This is a genomic window from Pseudarthrobacter sp. AG30 (assembly GCF_003116525.1).
In the GTDB taxonomy this organism is placed as follows: Bacteria; Actinomycetota; Actinomycetes; order Actinomycetales; family Micrococcaceae; genus Arthrobacter.
On the sequence record NZ_QEHL01000017.1, the window covers coordinates 163,434 to 182,241 of the forward strand.

Sequence of the window (18,808 nt, forward strand, 5' to 3'; positions counted from 1 at the left end):
CTAGCGTAGTCGAGAGTGCTCCGGGTTACTCAAACCGGTCAAGGCCCGGACGTCATGATGCCGCTTGGTCGCCGTGGTAGCGGCGTACGGCGGTACGGAGGGCGCGCTCGCCGTCCATGCCGCGGTCCCGGGCCGAACGCACGACGGCGAGCAGCAGGGTTCCCAGTTCTTCCTCGCTTTCGGGGACGGGAACCCCGTCGGGCAGCCCGAGCCCTGCCCGGGCCGCCCGGTCAAGCGATTTTTGCGCCTTGGCCAGCGCCGGGAGGGCAGCGGGGACTCCTTCGAAGGCATGGCGCCGCTCCGGGCGCTCCGCCCGTTTGACCGCATCCCACGTCTGCTCGATTTCCGCCACCGTGGCGGGGAAGGTGTCCTGCAGGGAACCGTCGGGCCGGAAGACGTGGGGGTTCCGGCGGACCATTTTGGCAGCCAGTCCGCGCGCGACGTCGTCGAACGTGAACGCGCCTCGTTCCTCGGCAAGGCGGGCGTGCAGCACCACCTGGAGCAGGACGTCACCGAGCTCGCCCTGGAGTTCGGCGTCGGGGTGGCCCTCCTCGATGGTCTCAGCCACCTCATAGGCCTCCTCGAGGAGGTATTCCACCAGCGAGGCGTGCGTCAGGGCACCCATCCAGGGGCAGTGCTCGCGCAGCTGGGACATCTTTTCCAGCAGCTCCGCAGTGGCGGAGCTGCCGGGAGGAGGATCCTGGTCAGCCAAGGTTGGCGTAGGCGTCGTTGATGTATTCCACCAGTGCTTCCTTCTCCTCCAAGGGCAGGAAGGACGCCTCGGCCGCGTTCAGGGTCAGCTCCAGCAGGTCGTCAAGGTCGTAGTCGAACGTCTCCACCAGCAGGTTGAACTCGTCCGTCAGCGTGACGCCGCTCATCAGGCGGTTGTCGGTGTTGATGGTGACGTTGAAGCCCAGCTGGTACAGCATGTCCAGCGGGTGGCTCTCGATACCCTCGCCAAATTCGGCGATGGCTCCGGTCTGGAGGTTGGAGGACGGGCAGATTTCCAGGGCGATGCCGCGGTCACGAACCCAGCTGGAGAGGTCGCCGAGGGTGACCAGGCCGACGGTGTCGCCGGCCTCGTCGTCATCGTCGAATTCCACCATGATGTCCTCGGCGATCCGGACGCCGTGCCCCAGGCGGAGGGCGCGGCCGTCCACCAGTGCAGACTGGATGCTCTCCAGCCCCGCAGCCTCGCCGGCGTGCACCGTGGCGGGGAAGTTGTGCTGGGCCAGGTAGGTGAACGCGTCCTTGAAACGGCTGGGCAGGAAGCCGTCCTCGGCCCCTGCGATGTCAAAGCCCACTGCGCCCTGGTTGCGGTGGCGCACGGCGAGTTCGGCGATTTCCTGGCCGCGGTCCGCGTGGCGCATGGCGGTGATCAGCTGGCCCACCTGGATCTCCCGGCCGCTCTCCGACACGGCCTCGACGCCGGCTTCCAGGCCGTCCTGGACCGCTTCCACGGCTTCATCCAGGCTGAGCCCCTTCTGCAGGTGCTGCTCCGGCGCCCACCGGACCTCGCCGTAGACCACGCCGTCATCCGCCAGGTCTTCGACGAACTCCTTGGCCACGCGGAACAGGCCGTCGTAGGTCTGCATTACGGCCACGGTGTGGTCGAAGGTTTCCAGGTAGCGGACCAGGGACCCGGAGTCGGCGGATTCGCGGAACCACTCCCCCAGGGCAACCGGATCCGTCGAGGGGAGGGTGTGCCCCACGGCTTCCGCCAGCTCGATAATCGTTGCCGGACGGAGTCCCCCGTCCAAGTGGTCGTGAAGGGAAACCTTGGGCAGGCTCTTCAGGTCGAAATCAATGGCAGGGGCAGCGTCAAGAATGGGCTCAGTCACGTTCCCACCTTAGGGTGGGGCGGGGTTCAAAGCCAGCCGCTACTTGGCTGCGGGACCCGCATCGGCCGATGGCACCGTTAGGGGCCGGGTGCCGGGCCGTCCTTCCTGGCCCGGGGTGTTTTCGGCCCATCCGTCCACGTCGGCGTCAGCCTCGGGCGCATCGTGGCGTCCGAGCCGTTTGTGCCACCAGCGCAGGGCGTGGTCGATCACGACGCCCAGGACTATCGCGAAGACGACGGCGATGCCGGCGCTCAGGAGCGGGTTGTGGTGCAGCCATGGGAAGGAGCTGGCCAGCACCCCGATGCCCAGGGAGTAGCCCACCCATGTGACGCAGGCAAAGGCGTCGAAGACGAAGAACCTGCGGTGTGAGAACCCGGTGCTGCCGGCCACGTAGTTGACAGCCACCCGGCCCCAAGGGATGTACCGGGCGGTGAAGATGAGGACCGCACCGCGCTTCTCGAGCTCGTAGCGGGCCCAGGCGAAGACTTTCCGGACCTTGGGCCGGCGCATCCACGCCCACCGGTCCAGTCCGATCTTTCGGCCGAGCATATAGGCCATGTTGTCGCCGCAGATCGCGCCGATCAGGGCGGTCAGACCAAGGATCCAAAGATTGGGTTCGCCGCTGTGCCGCGAGAAAGCCGCCAAAGCCACAATGAGGGTCTCACTGGGCACCACCATGGCGAAGCCGTCCACGAAGAAGAACACCAGCAGTACGGGGTAAATCCACCACTGGCCCGCTGCATGGAGCACGGCCTCATTAATAAACTCCACGCGGTGTTGCTCCTGTAAAAAAATGGCACGGCCGAAGCGCCGCAGCCAAAGCGGAAATCGTTCCTAAGTGTCCCATGGCGGGGACGCAGTACGCTACGCCCCGGCGCCCGGAATTATCCGGTTAAACGCGGGGCTCAGGTCCCGGGTTCCCGGATCCGTTCCACCACGTTGGGTTTACCCCGGAATTTGTTGATCACAAGGTCCACCAGGATGCCCAGGGCTACGGCACAGACAATGGCGATCGCGGCGCCCAGGACATGGTTGTCCTCGAACCATTGGCCGAAGAACAGCCCGATCGTCACGGAGTATCCGGCCCACAGGCTTGCGGAAAGGACCGTCAGCCCCACGAACCGCAGGTGGGGATAGTGGGTGACTCCGGCGGTCAGGTTGACCGCCACGCGGCCGATCGGAACGAACCGGGCCACCAGGATCAGCGACGCCGGCCGCTTGCGCAGTTCCCGGCCCGCCCAGCGGAAGGCGGCCTGCATCCGCGGTCCGCGCATCCAGGCCCAGCGGGTGGTGCCCACCCGCCGGCCCAGGAGGTAGGCAATGTTGTCGCCCGCGAAGGCTCCGGCGGCAGCCACCCCTGCCAAGAGCAGGGGGTTGGGGACATCCGCGGTGGCGGCGACGGCGGCGAGGCCCACCACCACGGATTCACTGGGCACGGGCGGGAAGAAGCCGTCAATGACGCAGCACGCCAGCACCAGGACCAGCACCCAGGGCTGTCCGGCTGCGGTGAGGATGAAGTCGTTGATGGCCTGCATTGGTACCTATGCTATGCGGTCAATGATGAGCTGCTGGGCAGGCCGTGAACCATCCGGCGCGATGACCACCGCGTGTTCGAGGGCTTCCCGGGCGCGGGCAAACCGGTCCGGTGTGTCCGTGAGCAGGGTCATCAAGGGTTCCCCGGCCCTGACGGTGGCGCCCGGTTTGGCATGCATCCGCACCCCGGCCCCGGCCTGGACGGCATCCTCCTTGCGGGCACGGCCGGCCCCCAGCCGCCAGGCGGCAACCCCGACGGCCAGGGCGTCGAGTTCCACCAGCACTCCGTCTGCGGGGGCGTAGACGACGTCGGATTCCCTGGCTGCCGGGAGGGGGGCATGCGGATCGCCACCCTGGGCGGAGATCATCCGGTTCCAGACGTCCATGGCGCGGCCGTCCTCGAGCGCGGCGGCGGGGTCGGCGTCGTGCACTCCTGCAGCGGCGAGCATCTCTTCGGCGAGCCTGACGGTCAACTCCACCACGTCTTCCGGTCCGCCACCGGCGAGGACCTCCACGGACTCCTCGACTTCGATGGCGTTGCCGGCTGTGAGGCCCAGTGGCGTGTTCATGTTGGTCAGCAGCGCAACCGTGTTGACGCCGGCGTCCTTGCCCAGGGCCACCATGGTCTCGGCCAGTTCCCGGGCCCGGGACTCATCCTTCATGAACGCTCCGCTGCCCACTTTGACGTCCAGGACCAGCGAGCCCGTGCCCTCGGCGATCTTCTTGCTCATGATGGACGAGGCGATGAGCGGGATGGCTTCCACGGTGCCGGTCACGTCACGCAGCGCGTAAAGCTTCTTGTCCGCCGGGGCCAGGCCTGCGCCGGCGGCGCAGATCACTGCCCCGACGTCCTGGAGTTGGGCCAGGATCTCACCGTTGGTCAGGTTTGCGCGCCACCCGGGAATCGACTCAAGCTTGTCCAGGGTGCCGCCCGTGTGGCCCAGGCCGCGGCCGGAGAGCTGCGGGACGGCGACGCCGAACACCGCCACGAGCGGGGCCAGCGGCAGGGTGATCTTGTCCCCTACCCCGCCGGTGGAGTGCTTGTCCGTGGTGTACTTCAGGCCGCCATCGGGGCGCCGAAGGCTGGAAAAGTCCATTCGCTCCCCGGACGCGATCATGGCGGCGGTCCAGCGGGCAATTTCCGCCCGGTCCATGCCGTTGAGCAGGATGGCCATGTTCAAGGCCGCCATCTGTTCATCGGCAATGGCTCCACGCGTGTAGGCGTCGATGGTCCAGTCGATCTGTTCGGGGCTCAGAGTGCCTTTGTCCCGCTTGATGCGGATGATGTCCACGGCATCGAATGCCTCGGCGTTGCTGGTGGTTTGGGTCACCGGGTCTCCTCCAGATGTTGGGGGCCAAATGCGTCGGGCAGCACCTGGTCCATCGTCCTGATGCCTTGGGTGGTCATGACTTCCATGTCCGGGGCGCGGAATTCGTACAGCAGCTGCCGGCAGCGGCCGCACGGCATCAGGACCGTGCCGCCGGCGTCGACGCAGTAGAAGGCGCGCAATTGGCCGCCGCCGGTCATGTGCAGATTGCCTACCAAGGCGCATTCGGCGCAGAGGGTGAGGCCGTAGCTGGCGTTCTCGACGTTGCAGCCGCTGACGATCCGGCCATCCGTGGTGAGGGCGGCCGCCCCCACCGCGAAATTCGAATACGGCGCGTAGGCATTTGCCATGGCGGCAACGGCGGCAGCCTCGAGGGCGGCCCAATCGACGCCGGTACCTCCGCCGGGCCTGCCTTGATTGCCGGGGGCTCCGGTTTCTGTCACCGTGGTCACCCCTTGACGTACGGGATGCCGTCGGCCGCGGGCGGCCGGGACCGCCCCACGAGGCCGGCCACGGCGATGACGGTCAGGGCGTAGGGGAGCATCGCCATGAACTGGCTGGGCACAGGCGAGCCAATGATGGTGATGATGCTCTGCAGGTTGTCGGCGAACCCGAAGAGCAGGGCGGCCAGGAAGGCCCCGATGGGATTCCAGCGCCCGAAGATCATGGCGGCAAGGGCGATGTAGCCGCGACCGCCGGACATGTCCTTGCTGAAGGCGTCCACCGACACCAGGGTGAAGAAGGAACCGCCGATTCCAGCGATCGCGCCGCCCATCAGGACGTTGATGAAGCGGGTGCGGTTGACATTGATGCCCACGGTGTCCGCCGCCTGGGGGTGTTCGCCGACGGCGCGCACCCGCAGGCCCCATTTGGTGTGGAACAGCCCGACGTAAACCACGATCACGGCCACGTACATGAGGTAGCCCACCAGGGACTGGCGGAACAGGATGGGTCCGATGATCGGGATGTCGGCAAGGAACGGGATATCCACTGCCTGGAGCCGGCCGGGCTTGTTGAGGTGTTCCGGGTCCGCCGTGAGCAGGGTGGAGAACAGGAAGCTGGTGAGGCCGCTGATCAGGACGTTGAGGACCACACCGACGATGATCTGGTTGACGAGGTACTTGATGCTCACCACGGCCAGGACCAGGGACACGAGTGCGCCGGCGACGGCCGCCGAAATGAGTCCCACATAGACATTGCCGGTCACGGTGGCTACGACGGCGGCGGAGAACGCACCGAGCAGGAGCTGCCCTTCGATGGCGATGTTGACCACGCCGGCCCGTTCGCACAGCACTCCGGACAGCGAGCCGAACACCAGTGGTACGGCCAGTGTCACCGCTCCTGCCATCAGGCCGCCCAGGGAAATGGACGGTTCGGGGTCACGGCCGCCGGCGACGATCCAGATCATGAACCCGACCAGGAAGACGACGGCGAAGAGACCGCCCAGCCATCCGGGGGTGCGCCGCCGCTGCAGGGTCAGCAGGATGGCGTACCCGGCCAGGCCGAGCAGCAAGAGGGCGCAAATCCAGCCGAAGACCATCGAGGGCACGGTGATCTTCTCCACCTGGGCAACGCCGAGGGCCGCGAGGCCCAGGACGACGACGGCAGCGATGGTGGTGGCGGGAATCCAGCGGTCCACTCCCCCGCCCTCGCGGCGCTGGCTGATCCAGCGGTAGCCGAGGTATCCGGCGGCAGCCAGCGCCACGACAAGGGTGATCCAGGCTGCGGTGGACGAGGCGTTTGGGTCGCGGGCTTCGGCGATCCGGAACCCGGCGGATTTTGTGTTGGCGAGGAATCCAAACAGCACGGTGCCCAGGATGGCGAGCAGGCCCAGGCCGACGCCGGCCTTCCAGCTCACCAATTCCGTTGTCCCTGCCCGGCCTGCGGCACGGTTGGCTCCGGTGGTTTTCCCGGTTCCAGGTTGTTTGCTCGCGGGAGATTGTGTGGTGGCGCTCATGCTGCCGCTCCGCTCTTGACGCCGCCGGTATGCGAACCTGCGGTCCCACTTGTGGTGGTCTTCTTCTTACGGGGGTTGAGTCCGAATATCGCACGGACCAGCGGCGGTGCTGCGATGAACAACACGATCAGGGACTGGATGACGAGCACAATGTCGATGGGGGTTTGCGTCTGTGCCTGCATTGCCACGCCGCCGGCGCGGAAGGCGCCGAACAGCAGGCCCGCAAAGAAGGTTCCCCACGGCGTGGAGCGTCCCAGCAGAGCGACGGTGATGGCGTCAAAGCCGATGGAAGCGGCCACACCGCCGGAGAGGTACTTTTCCGTGCCGGACACCTGCGCCACCCCGGCCAGGCCGGCCAGCGCACCCGCGATCGCCATCACCAGGATGGTGCTGCGGGCAACGTTGATTCCGGCGGTACGGGCCGCGTTCGGGTTCGCCCCAACGGCGCGGAACTCAAAACCGACCGTGGAGCGGTTCAGCAGCCACCAGACGAAGGCGGTGGCCGCTATCGCAACCAGGAACCCGGCGTGCAGGCGGAACTGGGGTCCGAGCAGTTCGGGGAACAACGCGGTGGAGTCAAGGAACGGGGAGATCGGGTTGGTGGAACCCTTGCGCTGGAAAGCGGGGGTGGTGAGCAGGAAGAGCAGCAGGAAGTTGGCGATGTAGTTGAGCATGATGGTCACGATCACCTCGTGGGCGCCTGTCCGCGCCTTCAGCAGGCCCACGACGCCACCCCAGACCGCGCCGCCAACCAGGCCGGCGAGGATGACGACCAGCAGGTGCAGGCCGATGGGCAGGTGCCAGGCGAAGCCAACGTAGGCGCCGAAGAGCGCACCGAAGATGATCTGCCCCTGGGCGCCAATGTTGAACAGGCCGGCGCGGAACGCCAACGCGACGCCGAGCCCGGCACAAATAAGCGGAGTTGCGACCGTAAGGGTCTCGGTGATCGGGTACAGCTGGGCGGCCAGGTCGGCGCCGGCCCAGTTGAAGATGGACCCCTGCACCAGTGCGGTATAGGGACGGATGACCTCGGTCAGGAGGTCTCCGGGCTGGGCAAAAAAGTAACCGGCCGTGACGGCGACCTTGGGGTTGGTCACCGCCATCAGGATGCCGCCGAGCACGATGGCCAGCAGCACGGAGAGGAAGGAGACCATGGCGTTGCCGGTGAAGATCTGGTGCAGGACGGATCCGTCACCGTCCCGGTGGTCCCGGCCGCGCAGCTGGGTGGCCGCCGGAACGGCGGACGGCGGCATCTGGCCGCCGGCGGTGTCGAGCGCGACGTCGGAGGCGACGGCCTCGGAGGTGGCGCCGCCTGGCACCTGGGTCGGGGCGGGCTCCGGGGCGCTGTTATTGCCTGTGGCCAGCGGGTCCGGGGTTGTCTTCTCAGACATGGGTTTCTCCTTCGTGGCCGGCAGGCTCAGATACCGTCGGTGCGGCCGTTACGCCGGAAGCATGGGCGGAGGCGTTGGCTTCGGCTTCCGCGGCCGGGACACCGGCCATCATCAGGCCCAGGACGTCGCGGGACGTGGTGGCGGGGACGATTCCCACCAGCCGGCCGCGGTAGAGCACCGCGATCCGGTCTGCTAGCTGCAGTACTTCGTCAAGTTCCGTGGACACGATCATGACGGGCGTTCCGTGGTCGCGTTCGGCGATGACGCGCTTGTGGACGAATTCGATCGAGCCGACGTCAAGCCCGCGCGTGGGCTGCGAGGCAATAAACAGGCGGAGCGGGCGGGAGAGCTCACGGGCCAGGACGACCTTCTGCTGGTTGCCGCCCGAGAGGGTGCCCACCGCGGCGGATACGGAGGGCGTGCGGACATCGAATTCCTCGACCTTCTTGGCAGCGTTCTCCGCGATGACGCCCGGTTTCATCCCCACGCCGCGGGCGAAAGGTGCCTTGTCGTAGAGGTCCAGGATCATGTTCTCGGCGATGGTGAACGTGCCTACCAGGCCGTCAAGGGTGCGGTCCTCGGGGACGAAGCCCACACCCGCACCGAGCACATGCTTAACGCTCTTGCCCAACAATTCCTCGCCGCCGAGCGTGATGGACCCGGCCACGTGCGGCTGCACGCCAAGGATCGCCTCGGTCAGCTCCGTCTGGCCGTTGCCTTGCACTCCGGCGATGGCGAGCACCTCGCCCTTGGCGATGTCGAATGACAGGTCATCGACCACGTGCTGTCCATTGTGGTCGGTGACGGTCAGGTTGCGGACCTTGAAGGTCACCTCACCCGTCTTGGCCGGCGCCTTGTCAAGCGTCAGGCTCACGGTGCGGCCCACCATGGCGGACGCCAGTTCGGTGGGGGAAGCTGTGGGGTCCGCCTGCCCCACCACCTTGCCGCGCCGGATGACTGTGATGGTGTCCGAGATGGCTTTGACTTCGCGCAGTTTGTGGGAGATGAAGACGATCGACTTCCCGTCGCGCTTCAGCTGCCGGATGATGTCCAGGAGTTCGTCGGTCTCCTGCGGCGTCAACACGGCGGTGGGTTCGTCGAGGATGAGCACCTCGGCATCTCGAACCAGTGCCTTGATGATCTCGACCCGCTGCTGGACGCCAACGGGCAGGTCCTCCACCATGGCGTCGGGGTCGACGTCGAAGCCGTACTGGTCCGAAATGCGGCGGATCTTCTCGCGCGTAGCTTCCAGGTTGAGCAGGCCGGCGGCCTTGGTGGTCTCATTGCCCAGCGCCACATTCTCGGCCACGCTGAAGACCGGGATGAGCATGAAGTGCTGGTGGACCATTCCGATGCCGGCCGCCATGGCCTCGCCGGGGTCTTTGAAGACGACAGGCTTGCCATCGACCAGGATTTCGCCTTCGGTCGGATCGTACAGGCCGTAGAGCACGTTCATCAGGGTGGATTTCCCTGCGCCGTTCTCGCCCAGGAGGCAGTGCACCTGCCCCGGTTCGACGACCAAATCGATGTGGTCATTGGCTACCAGGGACCCGAATCGCTTCGTGATCCCCTTCAGTTCGAGTTTCAAAACCCCAACCAATCTGTGTGTGTATGGATCTGCTCCGCCGCGCTGTCGGCGGCAAGGCAGCGGGTAGTCCCAGCCTAGTGTTACGGGTGGTTTCTGGGCAGGGCGGGCAGGCAGGAAAAGTAACGCCTGCATGGCGCTGGCAAGCGTGCGTTGCCAGCAAAACAGAACGCGCTGCCCTCCGGCCGGCGTAACGGCGGAAGGGCAGCGCGCCCCGCTGTTCAGTGCTTACTTGGTGGGGCTGGACTTCGACTCGACCTTGACGGTGCCGGAGATGATGTCCTTCTTCAGCTGGTCCAGTTCGCCCTTGAGGTCCGCCGGCACGGCGGAATCGAGGTCGTGGAAGGGAGCCAGGGCAACACCGCCGTTTGCAAGGGTTCCGATGTACGGCGAGGCGTCGAACTTGCCGTCCTTGTCGTCCTTGATGACCGTCTCCACAGCGGTGGCCATGGTCTTCTGGACAGAAGAAAGGATCACGGACTTGTAGTCGGGGGCCGTCAGGTAGCCATCGGAGTCAACCCAGATGAGCTTGGCATCCTTGCCCTTGGACTTGGCGTCGAGGATCGCGCTGCCCGCGCCGCTGCCGACGGGTCCGGCCACGGGAAGGACGATGTCTGCGCCCTGGTCGAGGAAGCCCTGGGTGAGGACCTTGCCCTTGTCCACCTGCTTGAAGTCGCCGACGAAGGTGCCGTCCTGCTTGTCCTTGTCCCAGCCGATGAGCTGGACGCTCTTGCCCTTCTTTTCGTTGTAGTACTTCACGCCGTCGGCAAAACCGTCCATGAAGATGGTGACGGTGGGGATGTTGATGCCGCCGAAGGTTGCCACCTTGCCGGTCTTGGACGTGCCTGCTGCCAGGTAGCCGGCCAGGAACGCGGCCTGGGCCGTGTCATAGACGATCGGCTTGACGTTCTTGGGGAAGGTGGGGTCGTTGTAGTCGATGATCGCGAAGTGGCTGTTCGGGTTGGCCGTCGCGATGGACTTGGTGGCATCGCCGAGCAGGAACCCGACGGTCACGGTGAGCTTGCAGCCCTGCTGGACCATGGAGCGGAGGTTGGGGTCGTAGTCGGTGTCAGCCTTGGACTGGACGTGCTTCTCCTTGATGCCAAGGTCCTTGACGGCGGCCTGCAGTCCCTCGTAGCCGGACTGGTTGAACGACTTGTCGTCGAATCCACCGGAGTCGGACACCATGCAGGCGGTGTAGTCCGAGGCGGTGGCTGAACCCGAGGGGCCGGACGCGGACGGGGCGGCCCCGCAGCCGGTCAGCAGCAAGGCGGACGCACCGAGGGTGGCCACACCGGCCATTGAACCGCGCTTGAAGCCGGCACGCAGTGATTTCTTCAATTTTCCTCCAGGGATGATGCGAGTGGCACTACGGGCTGAGATTCAATGAGTGTCCGTTTCGGCGCTGAAATTCTGTTTTCACTGAAGGCACGCAGCACTGCGCCGGAGCGCACTGATGGCACTTACTTTAGTGGCCTGCGCCACGTCCCCATAGCACGTCGGAAGCTGACCCCGAAGATTGTTTACAAGTTGTTACCAAGCAGTAGGGGCGCCTCCAAAGGAGGCGCCCCTACTGCTGATTGTTCTTTAGTTGTGAGCGCCGGGCTACAGCCGGACGAGCATCTTTCCGGTGTTCGCACCGTCCAGGAGATCCATGAACGCCTGCGGCGCGTTCTCCAGTCCGTCCACGATCGTCTCGTCGTAGCGCACGGTGCCGTCGGCCAGCCAGCCGGACATCTTCTCGGCAAACTCCGCCGCGTGCTGCCGCTGACCGCCTACCAGGAAGCCGCGGAGCGTCAGTTGCTTGCCGATGGCCTGCATCAGGTTGTGGGGCGCCGGAGTCGGTTCGGTGGAGTTGTACTGCGCGATGGCACCGCACATTGCCACCCGGCCGCCGACGTTGAGGACTGCCAGGGCCGCCTCGAGGTGTTCGCCGCCGACGTTGTCGAAGTAGACGTCGATGCCGTCTGGGCCGGCGGCCTTCTGCAGCTGGTCCAGCACGGGACCATCGTGGTAGTCGAAGGCTGCGTCGAAACCGAGCTCCAGCAGCCTGGCCACCTTGGCCGGCGAACCGGCGGAGCCGATCACGCGGGAGGCGCCCATGGCCTTGGCGATCTGGCCCACCAGCGAGCCCACCGCGCCGGCGGCACCGGAGACGAACACGGCGTCCCCCGGCTTGAATTCGGCGACCTTCAAGAGGCCGGAGTAGGCGGTCAGCCCGGTCATGCCCAGGGCGCCAAGGAAGGCGGAAGCCGGGGCCAGGTCAGTTCGGGCCGGGGTGGCTGCAGCGCCGTCAACCACGGCGTACTCCCGCCAGCCGAGGGAATGCACGACGACGTCGCCCTCCTTGTGTGCCGACGAACGGGACGCGACCACCTCGCCTACCGCGCCGCCGTCGAGCGCCTTGCCCACGGCAAACGGCGCGGAGTAGGACTTCACGTCATTCATCCGGCCCCGCATGTAGGGGTCGACCGACATGAAGAGGTTCCGGACCAGGATCTGGCCGTCCTCGAGGGCGGGCAGCGGGGACTCGGCGAGCTCGAAGTTATCGCTGGCAGGACGGCCCACAGGGCGCGAGGCCAGGCGGATTTCACGGGTGCTGGTGGCAAGTGCGGTGCTCATGCTGCGTACTCCAAAATCTTGATGTCGACGGTGATGTTGCCCCGGGTGGCGTTCGAGTAGGGGCACACTTCATGCGCCTTGGCCACCAGTTCCTCGGCGGTGGAAAGGTCCAGCGCCGGGAGGGCGATTTCCAGTTCGGCGGCAAGCCCGAAGCCCGTTCCGCCGTCCAGCTGTCCCAGGTGGACTTTCGCCGCAACGGCCGAATCGGTGAGGTCGGCGCCTGCCTTGCGGCCCACCAGGCGCAGTGCGGAGTGGAAGCAGGCGGCGTACCCGGCGGCAAAAAGCTGCTCAGGGTTGGTCCCGCGGCCGCTGCCGCCCAGCTCCACGGGGCTGGCCAGGTCCACGGCCAGCTTGCCGTCATTGCTGCGTGCAGTGCCGTCACGGCCTTCGCCGGAGGCAAGCGCCTCGGCGGTGTAGAGAGTCTTCACGAAAAATGTCCGTCCTGTAGGTGGGATGGTGCAGGGTGGCGCGCCGCTTAGAGCGACTGGTGCAGTGCGGCCGTGAGCTTGCCCAGGGTGGCGCGCAGTTGTTCGAGCTCTCCGTGCGAGAGTCCGGCGGCGTCAGCCAGCCGCTGCGGGATGGCCCGGGCCGGGACGCTGAGTTCCCGGCCTGCCGTCGTGAGGTGAATGGCAACGCGCCGTTCGTCCTCGCCTGAACGGCGGCGTTCCACGAGCCCCAGTGCTTCCAGCCGCTTGAGAAGGGGCGACAGGGTCCCCGAGTCCAGCCCGAGCTCCCCGCCAAGTTCCTTGACCCCGCGGGGCTCGTCCTCCCACAGCACCAGCATCACCAAGTACTGCGGGTAAGTGAGCCCCAGTTCATCCAGCACTGGCCGGTACACGGCGGTGGCGGCCCGGGAAGCCGAATACAAAGCAAAACACACTTGGCGGTCCAGGCGGGGAGCTTCGGTCATGAGAAAACAATAGCCCACAATTAAATTGTGCACAACTCAACTGGGCTCAGGAGACCATCCCGTTGACCGTCGTCGTGATCCACCAGCGTTACCGGCGCCGGCGCAAACAAGCCGCCAAGGCACGGACGCGGCGTGGACGGTGTGCCGCGCGGCTACAGCGCGGGCGGCTGCTCGATGTCCCTGATGGTCCTCAACGCTGCCGCGGTGAGCACGCGGATCCCCAGGCCCAGCGATCGCTCGTCCAGGATGTAATCGCCGCGGTGGAGGTCGTAGTCCTCCCCGCCCGGCGTCTTGGTGCCCAGGCGCATCATGGCTCCCGGAAGTTCCGCAAGGAACCAGGCAAAGTCCTCGCCACCCATGGATTGCGGGGTCAGCACCACGGCGCTTTCGCCGATCTCTGCGCGCGCAGCCGCCTCGATAATTGCCGTTTCGTGTTCCGAGTTCACCACGGGCGGCACTCCCCTGGTGTGCTCCAGGTGGACGTCCACCCCATACGGCGCGGCCACCTGGTGGACCACCTCGTCGAGGAGTTCGCCGGCGGCGTGCCAGGCGTCACGGTCCAGGCAGCGCATGGTTCCGGCCATGTAGCCCGAGCCGGGAATGGCATTGGGCGCCGATCCGGCGGTGATCTGGCCCCACACCACGGACACGCCACTGCGGACGTCCACCCGGCGGGACAGGACGGCCGGAACATTGACGGCGATCTGGGCAAGCGCGAAGACGAGGTCCTCGGTGAGGTGCGGTCGGGACGTGTGGCCGCCGCGGCCGGACAGTTCAATCCGGATGGTGTCCGAGGCCGAGGTGATGGCGCCAATCCGGGTTCCGACCTTGCCCACTTCGATGCGGGGGTCGCAGTGCAGCGCGAGGATCCTGGGAACTCCCTCCAGCACGCCTTGCTCAATGCACGCGTGCGCCCCGCCGGGCATGGTTTCCTCTGCGGGCTGGAAGATGATCCGCACCGTCGCGCCCAGGGGCGATTCCTGGTGCATGCGCTGCAACACCAGGGCAATGCCCAGCATGGTGGTGGTGTGCACGTCGTGGCCGCAGGCGTGGGTGACGCCGTGGTTCTTGGACGCGAAAGCCAGGCCGGTTTCCTCGATGATGGGGAGGGCGTCGATGTCACCCCGCAGCGCGGTGGCGATGGGGCCTTCGCCGACGTCCACGGTCAGGCCGGTGCCTTCGAGCCGGCGGGGGCTCAGCCCGGCGGCCTCCAGCCGCTCCGCAAGCTTGTCGGTGGTGCGGAACTCCTTGAAGGAAAGCTCCGGGTGCGCATGGAGGTCCCGCCGGAATTCGATCAGTTCCGGCAGGAGCGGTTCAAGCCACGGCGCCACCAAGGCGGTGGGCTCGGCTTCAGTAGTGTAATTGCGCACTGTTTTACTCTAGCGATCACGGCCCCGATAAGGGCCATTCACTGACGCCCCGTTACAACGTGAACCTGCCGGCGCCGTGACGCGCCGGCAGGTAGGGCGATCAAAGGACGTCCGTGTCCCCGCTGGCCTTGAGGGCGTCGACCGCTGCCTTGACCCGCTGGGAGTTGGCCATGGTGGTGACCAGCAGCGCGTCCGGCGTGTCCACGATGACCACATCCTGGATGCCGATCAGGGCGATGACGCGCTTGGTGTCCGTGACCACCACACCGCTTGAGTTCTCCGTGAATACCCGCGCTCCTTCGCCCAGGACGGTGACGTCGTCCACTTCCTTGGCGCTGTTGAGCCGCCCGACGGAGGCAAAGTCGCCAACGTCGTCCCAGCGGAAGGTCCCGGGCACGACGGCGACGTCCCCGGCTTCGGCGGCGGGCTCGGCCACTGCGTAGTCGATGGCGATCTTGGGCAGGGTGGGCCAGATCCGGGCAGTGACCTCGTCGCGTTCGGGGGTGTCCCAGGCCTGCGCGATTTCCTGCAGGCCCTTGAACAGCTCCGGCTGGTTGGCCTCGAGGTGCTTGAGCATCAGTGCCACGGGGGCTACGAACATGCCGGCGTTCCACACGTAGTCACCGCTGTCGACGTACTGCTGGGCCACCACTTCGTCGGGCTTTTCGACGAATTCCACCACATCGTGGGCGCTCGGAGCTCCGTCGATGTGCAATTCCTTGCCGGAGCGGATGTACCCGAACCCGGTGGACGGGTGCGTGGGCTTGATGCCGATGGTCACGATCTTGCCGGCCGCGGCGGTATGGATTGCCTCCCGGACGGCGTCCTGGAAGAGGTGGTCCGGGCTGATCACCTGGTCGGCGGCGAAGGACCCCATGATGGTGTCCGGGTCCCGCGCGTGCAGGATGGCTGCGGCGAGGCCGATCGCCGCTGCGGAGTCCTTGGGCTCCGATTCCAGGACAAGGTCCGCGTCCTGGACCTCGGGAAGCTGGCGGCACACGGCGTCGCGGTGCGCTTTTCCGGTGACCACCAGCACCCGGCTGCCCGCGAGCGGGTGGAGCCGGTCGTAGGTGGCACGCAGCAGGGTGCTGCCCGATCCTGTGAGATCGTGAAGGAACTTGGGAGCTGCTGCTCGTGACAGGGGCCAGAGGCGGGTCCCCACTCCGCCTGCCGGAATCACCGCAATGAAGCGGTCAAGGGGTGAGGCCGGGCTTGTCACTTTGTCTGTACTCATCACCGCTACTTTAGCTGACGGCCCACGGCCGGCGGCGGCGGCCCGCCACAGGCTGTCCACCGGCGCGCTCCGTCATCGCATGGCCCAAATCACCGCATCCGTGTGGCGTTCGTCTCATTCTCGCCGAAAAACCGCCCCAGCACTGGTCTCCAAGAATCTCCTAAATTGAATAAGCTGTAAGCGAAGCCTAGATTTAGGCCTGAGCTACGAGTGCTCTCGCAGCAGGCGTTCCCCCCGCATGGATCTCATGCCAGCGCCGCTGTGTTGCAGGGAGGTTTATCAGTGCCGACAAAACCAGCTGGCACCTTGTACCGCGGCCGTGAAGGCATGTGGTCCTGGGTAGGACACCGCATAACCGGTGTAGTGATCTTTTTCTTCTTGTTGGTCCACGTCCTGGACACCTCCTTGGTGCGTGTGTCGCCGGAGGCCTACACCGCTGTGATCGGCGCCTACAAGAACCCGCTGATGGCGCTGGGCGAGACCGGGCTTGTGGCCGCGATCGTGTTCCACGCCTTCAATGGCTTGCGGATCATCGCGGTCGACTTCTGGAAGAAGGGCGCCAAGTACCAGCGGCAGATGCTGTGGGCAGTCCTGGCCCTCTGGATCGTGACCATGCTTGCGTTCTCCATCCGCCACCTGTCCCTCGCCCTCGGAGGTCACTAAGCCATGACTGCAACCATCGAGAGCCCCCGCAGCGGCCGGGTAGCTCCCCAGTACCGCCGCAGCGGCGGTTCGCGCGGCAACTTCGAGATGATCGCCTGGCTGTTCATGCGCCTCTCCGGCGTGGTGCTGGTGGTCCTCATCTTCGGGCACCTGTTCGTGAACCTCATGGTCGGCGAAGGCATCCATGCCATTGACTTCGGTTTCGTCGCCGGCAAGTGGGCGGACCCGTTCTGGCAGTTCTGGGACCTGGCCATGCTGTGGCTGGCAATGCTGCACGGCACCAATGGCGTGCGGACCATCATTAACGACTACGCCGAAAAGACGGGGACGCGGCGCTGGTTGAAGACCGTCCTCTATGCAGCCGCCGTGGTCATCATCCTGCTGGGCACCCTGGTGATCTTCACCTTCAACCCCTGCCCCGTGGTGGACGGCGTGGCCCTTCCGGGCGGATTCTGCCCTGCCTAGTCCAGGCACAACCCCGGGCCCGCGGGCTTACCCGCGGGCCCTGTTTTGCGGAGCAGGCGAAGCCGCCCCGTTGTTTGATAGCGAATTTTGAGAGAAAGAGCGTCTGGTATGCAGGTCCATAAGTACGACGTCGTCATCGTCGGTGCCGGTGGCGCTGGCATGCGCGCCGCGATCGAGTCCGGTCAGCGCGCGCGCACAGCAGTACTGACCAAGCTCTACCCCACCCGCTCGCACACGGGTGCGGCGCAGGGTGGCATGTGTGCAGCCCTTGCCAATGTCGAGGAAGACAACTGGGAATGGCACACGTTCGACACCGTCAAGGGCGGCGACTACCTGGTTGACCAGGACGCTGCAGAGGTCATGGCGAAGGAAGCCATCGACGCCGTGCTGGACCTCGAGAAGATGGGCCTGCCGTTTAACCGCACGCCCGAGGGACGCATTGACCAGCGGCGCTTCGGCGGCCACACCCGCGACCACGGCAAGGCTCCCGTGCGCCGCGCCTGCTACGCCGCAGACCGCACCGGCCACATGATCCTGCAGACCCTGTACCAAAACTGTGTCAAGCACAACGTTGAGTTCTACAACGAGTACTACGTCCTGGACCTGCTGACGGTCGAAGAGGATGCTGTCCGCGAGGACGGCACGCCCTACAAGCAGAAGCGTGTGGCCGGCGTCGTGTCCTACGACCTCGCCTCCGGTGAACTGCACGTCTTCCAGGCCAAGTCCGTGGTGTTCGCCTCCGGCGGCGCCGGCAAGGTCTTCAAGACCACCTCGAACGCACACACCCTCACGGGTGACGGCTTGGGCATCGCCTTCCGCCGCGGCATCCCGCTGGAGGACATGGAATTCTTCCAGTTCCACCCCACCGGCCTTGCCGGCCTCGGCATCCTGCTCTCCGAAGCAGCCCGTGGTGAAGGTGCCATCCTGCGCAACTCCGAGGGTGAGCGCTTCATGGAGCGCTACGCTCCCACCATCAAGGACCTGGCGCCCCGCGACATCGTGGCCCGCTCCATGGCCAACGAAGTCCGTGAAGGCCGCGGCTGCGGTCCGAACAAGGATTACGTGCTCCTGGACCTGACCCACCTGGAACCGGCGCACATTGACGCCAAGCTCCCGGACATCACCGAGTTCGCCCGGACCTACCTGGGCGTGGAACCGTACACCGAGCCCGTACCGGTGTTCCCCACGGCCCACTACGCCATGGGCGGTATTCCGACGAACATTCAAACCGAGGTACTGCAGGACAACGACACCGTGGTGCCGGGCCTCTACGCCGCCGGTGAAGTGGCATGCGTGTCCGTCCACGGCTCCAACCGCCTGGGCACCAACTCCCTGCTGGACATCAACGTCTTCGGCAAGCGGGCCGGCGTGGCCGCCGCCGAGTACGCGAAGACTGCCGACTTCGTGGAGCTGCCGGAGAACCCGTTGGCTTACACCACCGAGCTTCTGGACATTGCCCGCAACGGCACCGGTGACGAAAAGGTTGCCCAGATCCGCAAGGAACTGCAGGACACCATGGACGCCAACATGCAGGTGTTCCGTACCGCCGATACCCTGAACCAGGTGCTGCGCGACATCGCCTCCTTCGAGGAGCGGTACAAGCGCATCAACGTCCAGGACAAGGGCAAGCGGTTCAACCTGGACCTGCTCGAGGCCGTTGAGCTCGGCTTCCTGCTGGAACTGGCCAAGGTGATGACCGTGGCTGCCCTGCACCGTGAGGAATCCCGCGGCGGCCACTTCCGCGAGGACTTCCCCGAGCGTGACGACGAGAAATTCATGAAGCACTCCATGGCGTACAAGGATGACCATGCGCCGGCCGACGGATCGGCGGAATCAATCGCCGGCATCCGCCTCGCCACCAAGCCGGTTGTCTTTACCCGCTACGAGCCGATGGTGAGGAAGTACTAAG

18 protein-coding genes are annotated in these 18,808 nt (G+C 66.0%); 3 read left to right on the plus strand and 15 right to left on the minus strand.

Annotation, left to right across the window (positions count from 1 at the left end):
* Positions 1–52: 52 nt before the first annotated feature.
* From DC347_RS14875 to DC347_RS14945, 15 genes are all read right to left on the minus strand, one after another.
* Positions 53–625: a MazG nucleotide pyrophosphohydrolase domain-containing protein gene (locus tag DC347_RS14875; protein WP_240617821.1), complete on the minus strand. Its 573-nt coding sequence runs from the start codon at positions 623–625 to the stop codon at positions 53–55.
* A 79-nt stretch (positions 626–704) separates the two neighbouring features.
* A complete protein-coding gene (locus DC347_RS14880) occupies positions 705–1,841 on the minus strand; it encodes an adenosine deaminase (protein ID WP_018761913.1) in 1,137 nt (378 codons plus the stop codon).
* A 39-nt stretch (positions 1,842–1,880) separates the two neighbouring features.
* Positions 1,881–2,612, minus strand: coding sequence for a DedA family protein (locus tag DC347_RS14885; protein ID WP_018761914.1), 732 nt, complete (start codon positions 2,610–2,612; stop codon positions 1,881–1,883).
* A gap of 134 nt (positions 2,613–2,746) precedes the next feature.
* Positions 2,747–3,376 carry a DedA family protein gene (locus DC347_RS14890; protein WP_018761915.1) on the minus strand — a complete coding sequence of 210 codons (630 nt, stop codon included), beginning with the start codon at positions 3,374–3,376 and terminating at the stop codon, positions 2,747–2,749.
* A 6-nt stretch (positions 3,377–3,382) separates the two neighbouring features.
* Complete coding sequence (locus tag DC347_RS14895; RefSeq protein ID WP_109863478.1) at positions 3,383–4,705, minus strand: thymidine phosphorylase; 1,323 nt, start codon at positions 4,703–4,705, stop codon at positions 3,383–3,385.
* Entirely contained in the window at positions 4,702–5,145 is a 444-nt protein-coding gene (locus DC347_RS14900) for a cytidine deaminase (RefSeq protein ID WP_255414783.1), read from the minus strand. The genes DC347_RS14895 and DC347_RS14900 overlap by 4 nt, the downstream gene beginning before the upstream one ends.
* 5 nt (positions 5,146–5,150) lie before the next feature.
* Positions 5,151–6,659, minus strand: a complete 1,509-nt coding sequence (locus tag DC347_RS14905; RefSeq protein ID WP_109863480.1) for an ABC transporter permease — start codon at positions 6,657–6,659, stop codon at positions 5,151–5,153.
* A complete protein-coding gene (locus DC347_RS14910) occupies positions 6,656–8,050 on the minus strand; it encodes an ABC transporter permease (protein ID WP_109863481.1) in 1,395 nt (464 codons plus the stop codon). Before DC347_RS14910 ends, DC347_RS14905 begins: the two co-directional genes overlap by 4 nt.
* Positions 8,043–9,638, minus strand: coding sequence for an ABC transporter ATP-binding protein (locus DC347_RS14915; RefSeq protein WP_109863482.1), 1,596 nt, complete (start codon positions 9,636–9,638; stop codon positions 8,043–8,045). Before DC347_RS14915 ends, DC347_RS14910 begins: the two co-directional genes overlap by 8 nt.
* A gap of 225 nt (positions 9,639–9,863) precedes the next feature.
* On the minus strand, positions 9,864–10,976 hold the full coding sequence (locus DC347_RS14920; protein WP_109863483.1) for a BMP family protein: 1,113 nt from the start codon (positions 10,974–10,976) through the stop codon (positions 9,864–9,866).
* A gap of 264 nt (positions 10,977–11,240) precedes the next feature.
* Positions 11,241–12,257, minus strand: a complete 1,017-nt coding sequence (locus DC347_RS14925; protein ID WP_109863484.1) for an NADP-dependent oxidoreductase — start codon at positions 12,255–12,257, stop codon at positions 11,241–11,243.
* Entirely contained in the window at positions 12,254–12,685 is a 432-nt protein-coding gene (locus DC347_RS14930; RefSeq protein ID WP_109863485.1) for an organic hydroperoxide resistance protein, read from the minus strand. The genes DC347_RS14925 and DC347_RS14930 overlap by 4 nt, the downstream gene beginning before the upstream one ends.
* 47 nt (positions 12,686–12,732) lie before the next feature.
* On the minus strand, positions 12,733–13,167 hold the full coding sequence (locus DC347_RS14935; RefSeq protein ID WP_018761923.1) for a MarR family winged helix-turn-helix transcriptional regulator: 435 nt from the start codon (positions 13,165–13,167) through the stop codon (positions 12,733–12,735).
* A gap of 152 nt (positions 13,168–13,319) precedes the next feature.
* On the minus strand, positions 13,320–14,537 hold the full coding sequence (locus DC347_RS14940) for an amidohydrolase (protein ID WP_109863486.1): 1,218 nt from the start codon (positions 14,535–14,537) through the stop codon (positions 13,320–13,322).
* A gap of 100 nt (positions 14,538–14,637) precedes the next feature.
* Complete coding sequence (locus DC347_RS14945; protein ID WP_026264626.1) at positions 14,638–15,771, minus strand: mannose-1-phosphate guanylyltransferase; 1,134 nt, start codon at positions 15,769–15,771, stop codon at positions 14,638–14,640.
* A gap of 282 nt (positions 15,772–16,053) precedes the next feature.
* Between DC347_RS14945 and sdhC the strand changes: the two genes are divergently transcribed.
* The 3 genes from sdhC to sdhA all read left to right on the plus strand — a co-directional run bounded on the left by sdhC (position 16,054) and on the right by sdhA (position 18,807).
* A complete protein-coding gene (sdhC, locus tag DC347_RS14950) occupies positions 16,054–16,434 on the plus strand; it encodes a succinate dehydrogenase, cytochrome b556 subunit (RefSeq protein WP_081624141.1) in 381 nt (126 codons plus the stop codon).
* A gap of 3 nt (positions 16,435–16,437) precedes the next feature.
* Positions 16,438–16,899, plus strand: coding sequence for a succinate dehydrogenase hydrophobic membrane anchor subunit (locus DC347_RS14955; RefSeq protein ID WP_018761927.1), 462 nt, complete (start codon positions 16,438–16,440; stop codon positions 16,897–16,899).
* Between the two features lie 108 nt (positions 16,900–17,007).
* Entirely contained in the window at positions 17,008–18,807 is a 1,800-nt protein-coding gene (gene sdhA / locus DC347_RS14960; protein WP_109863487.1) for a succinate dehydrogenase flavoprotein subunit, read from the plus strand.
* Position 18,808: the final 1 nt, after the last annotated feature.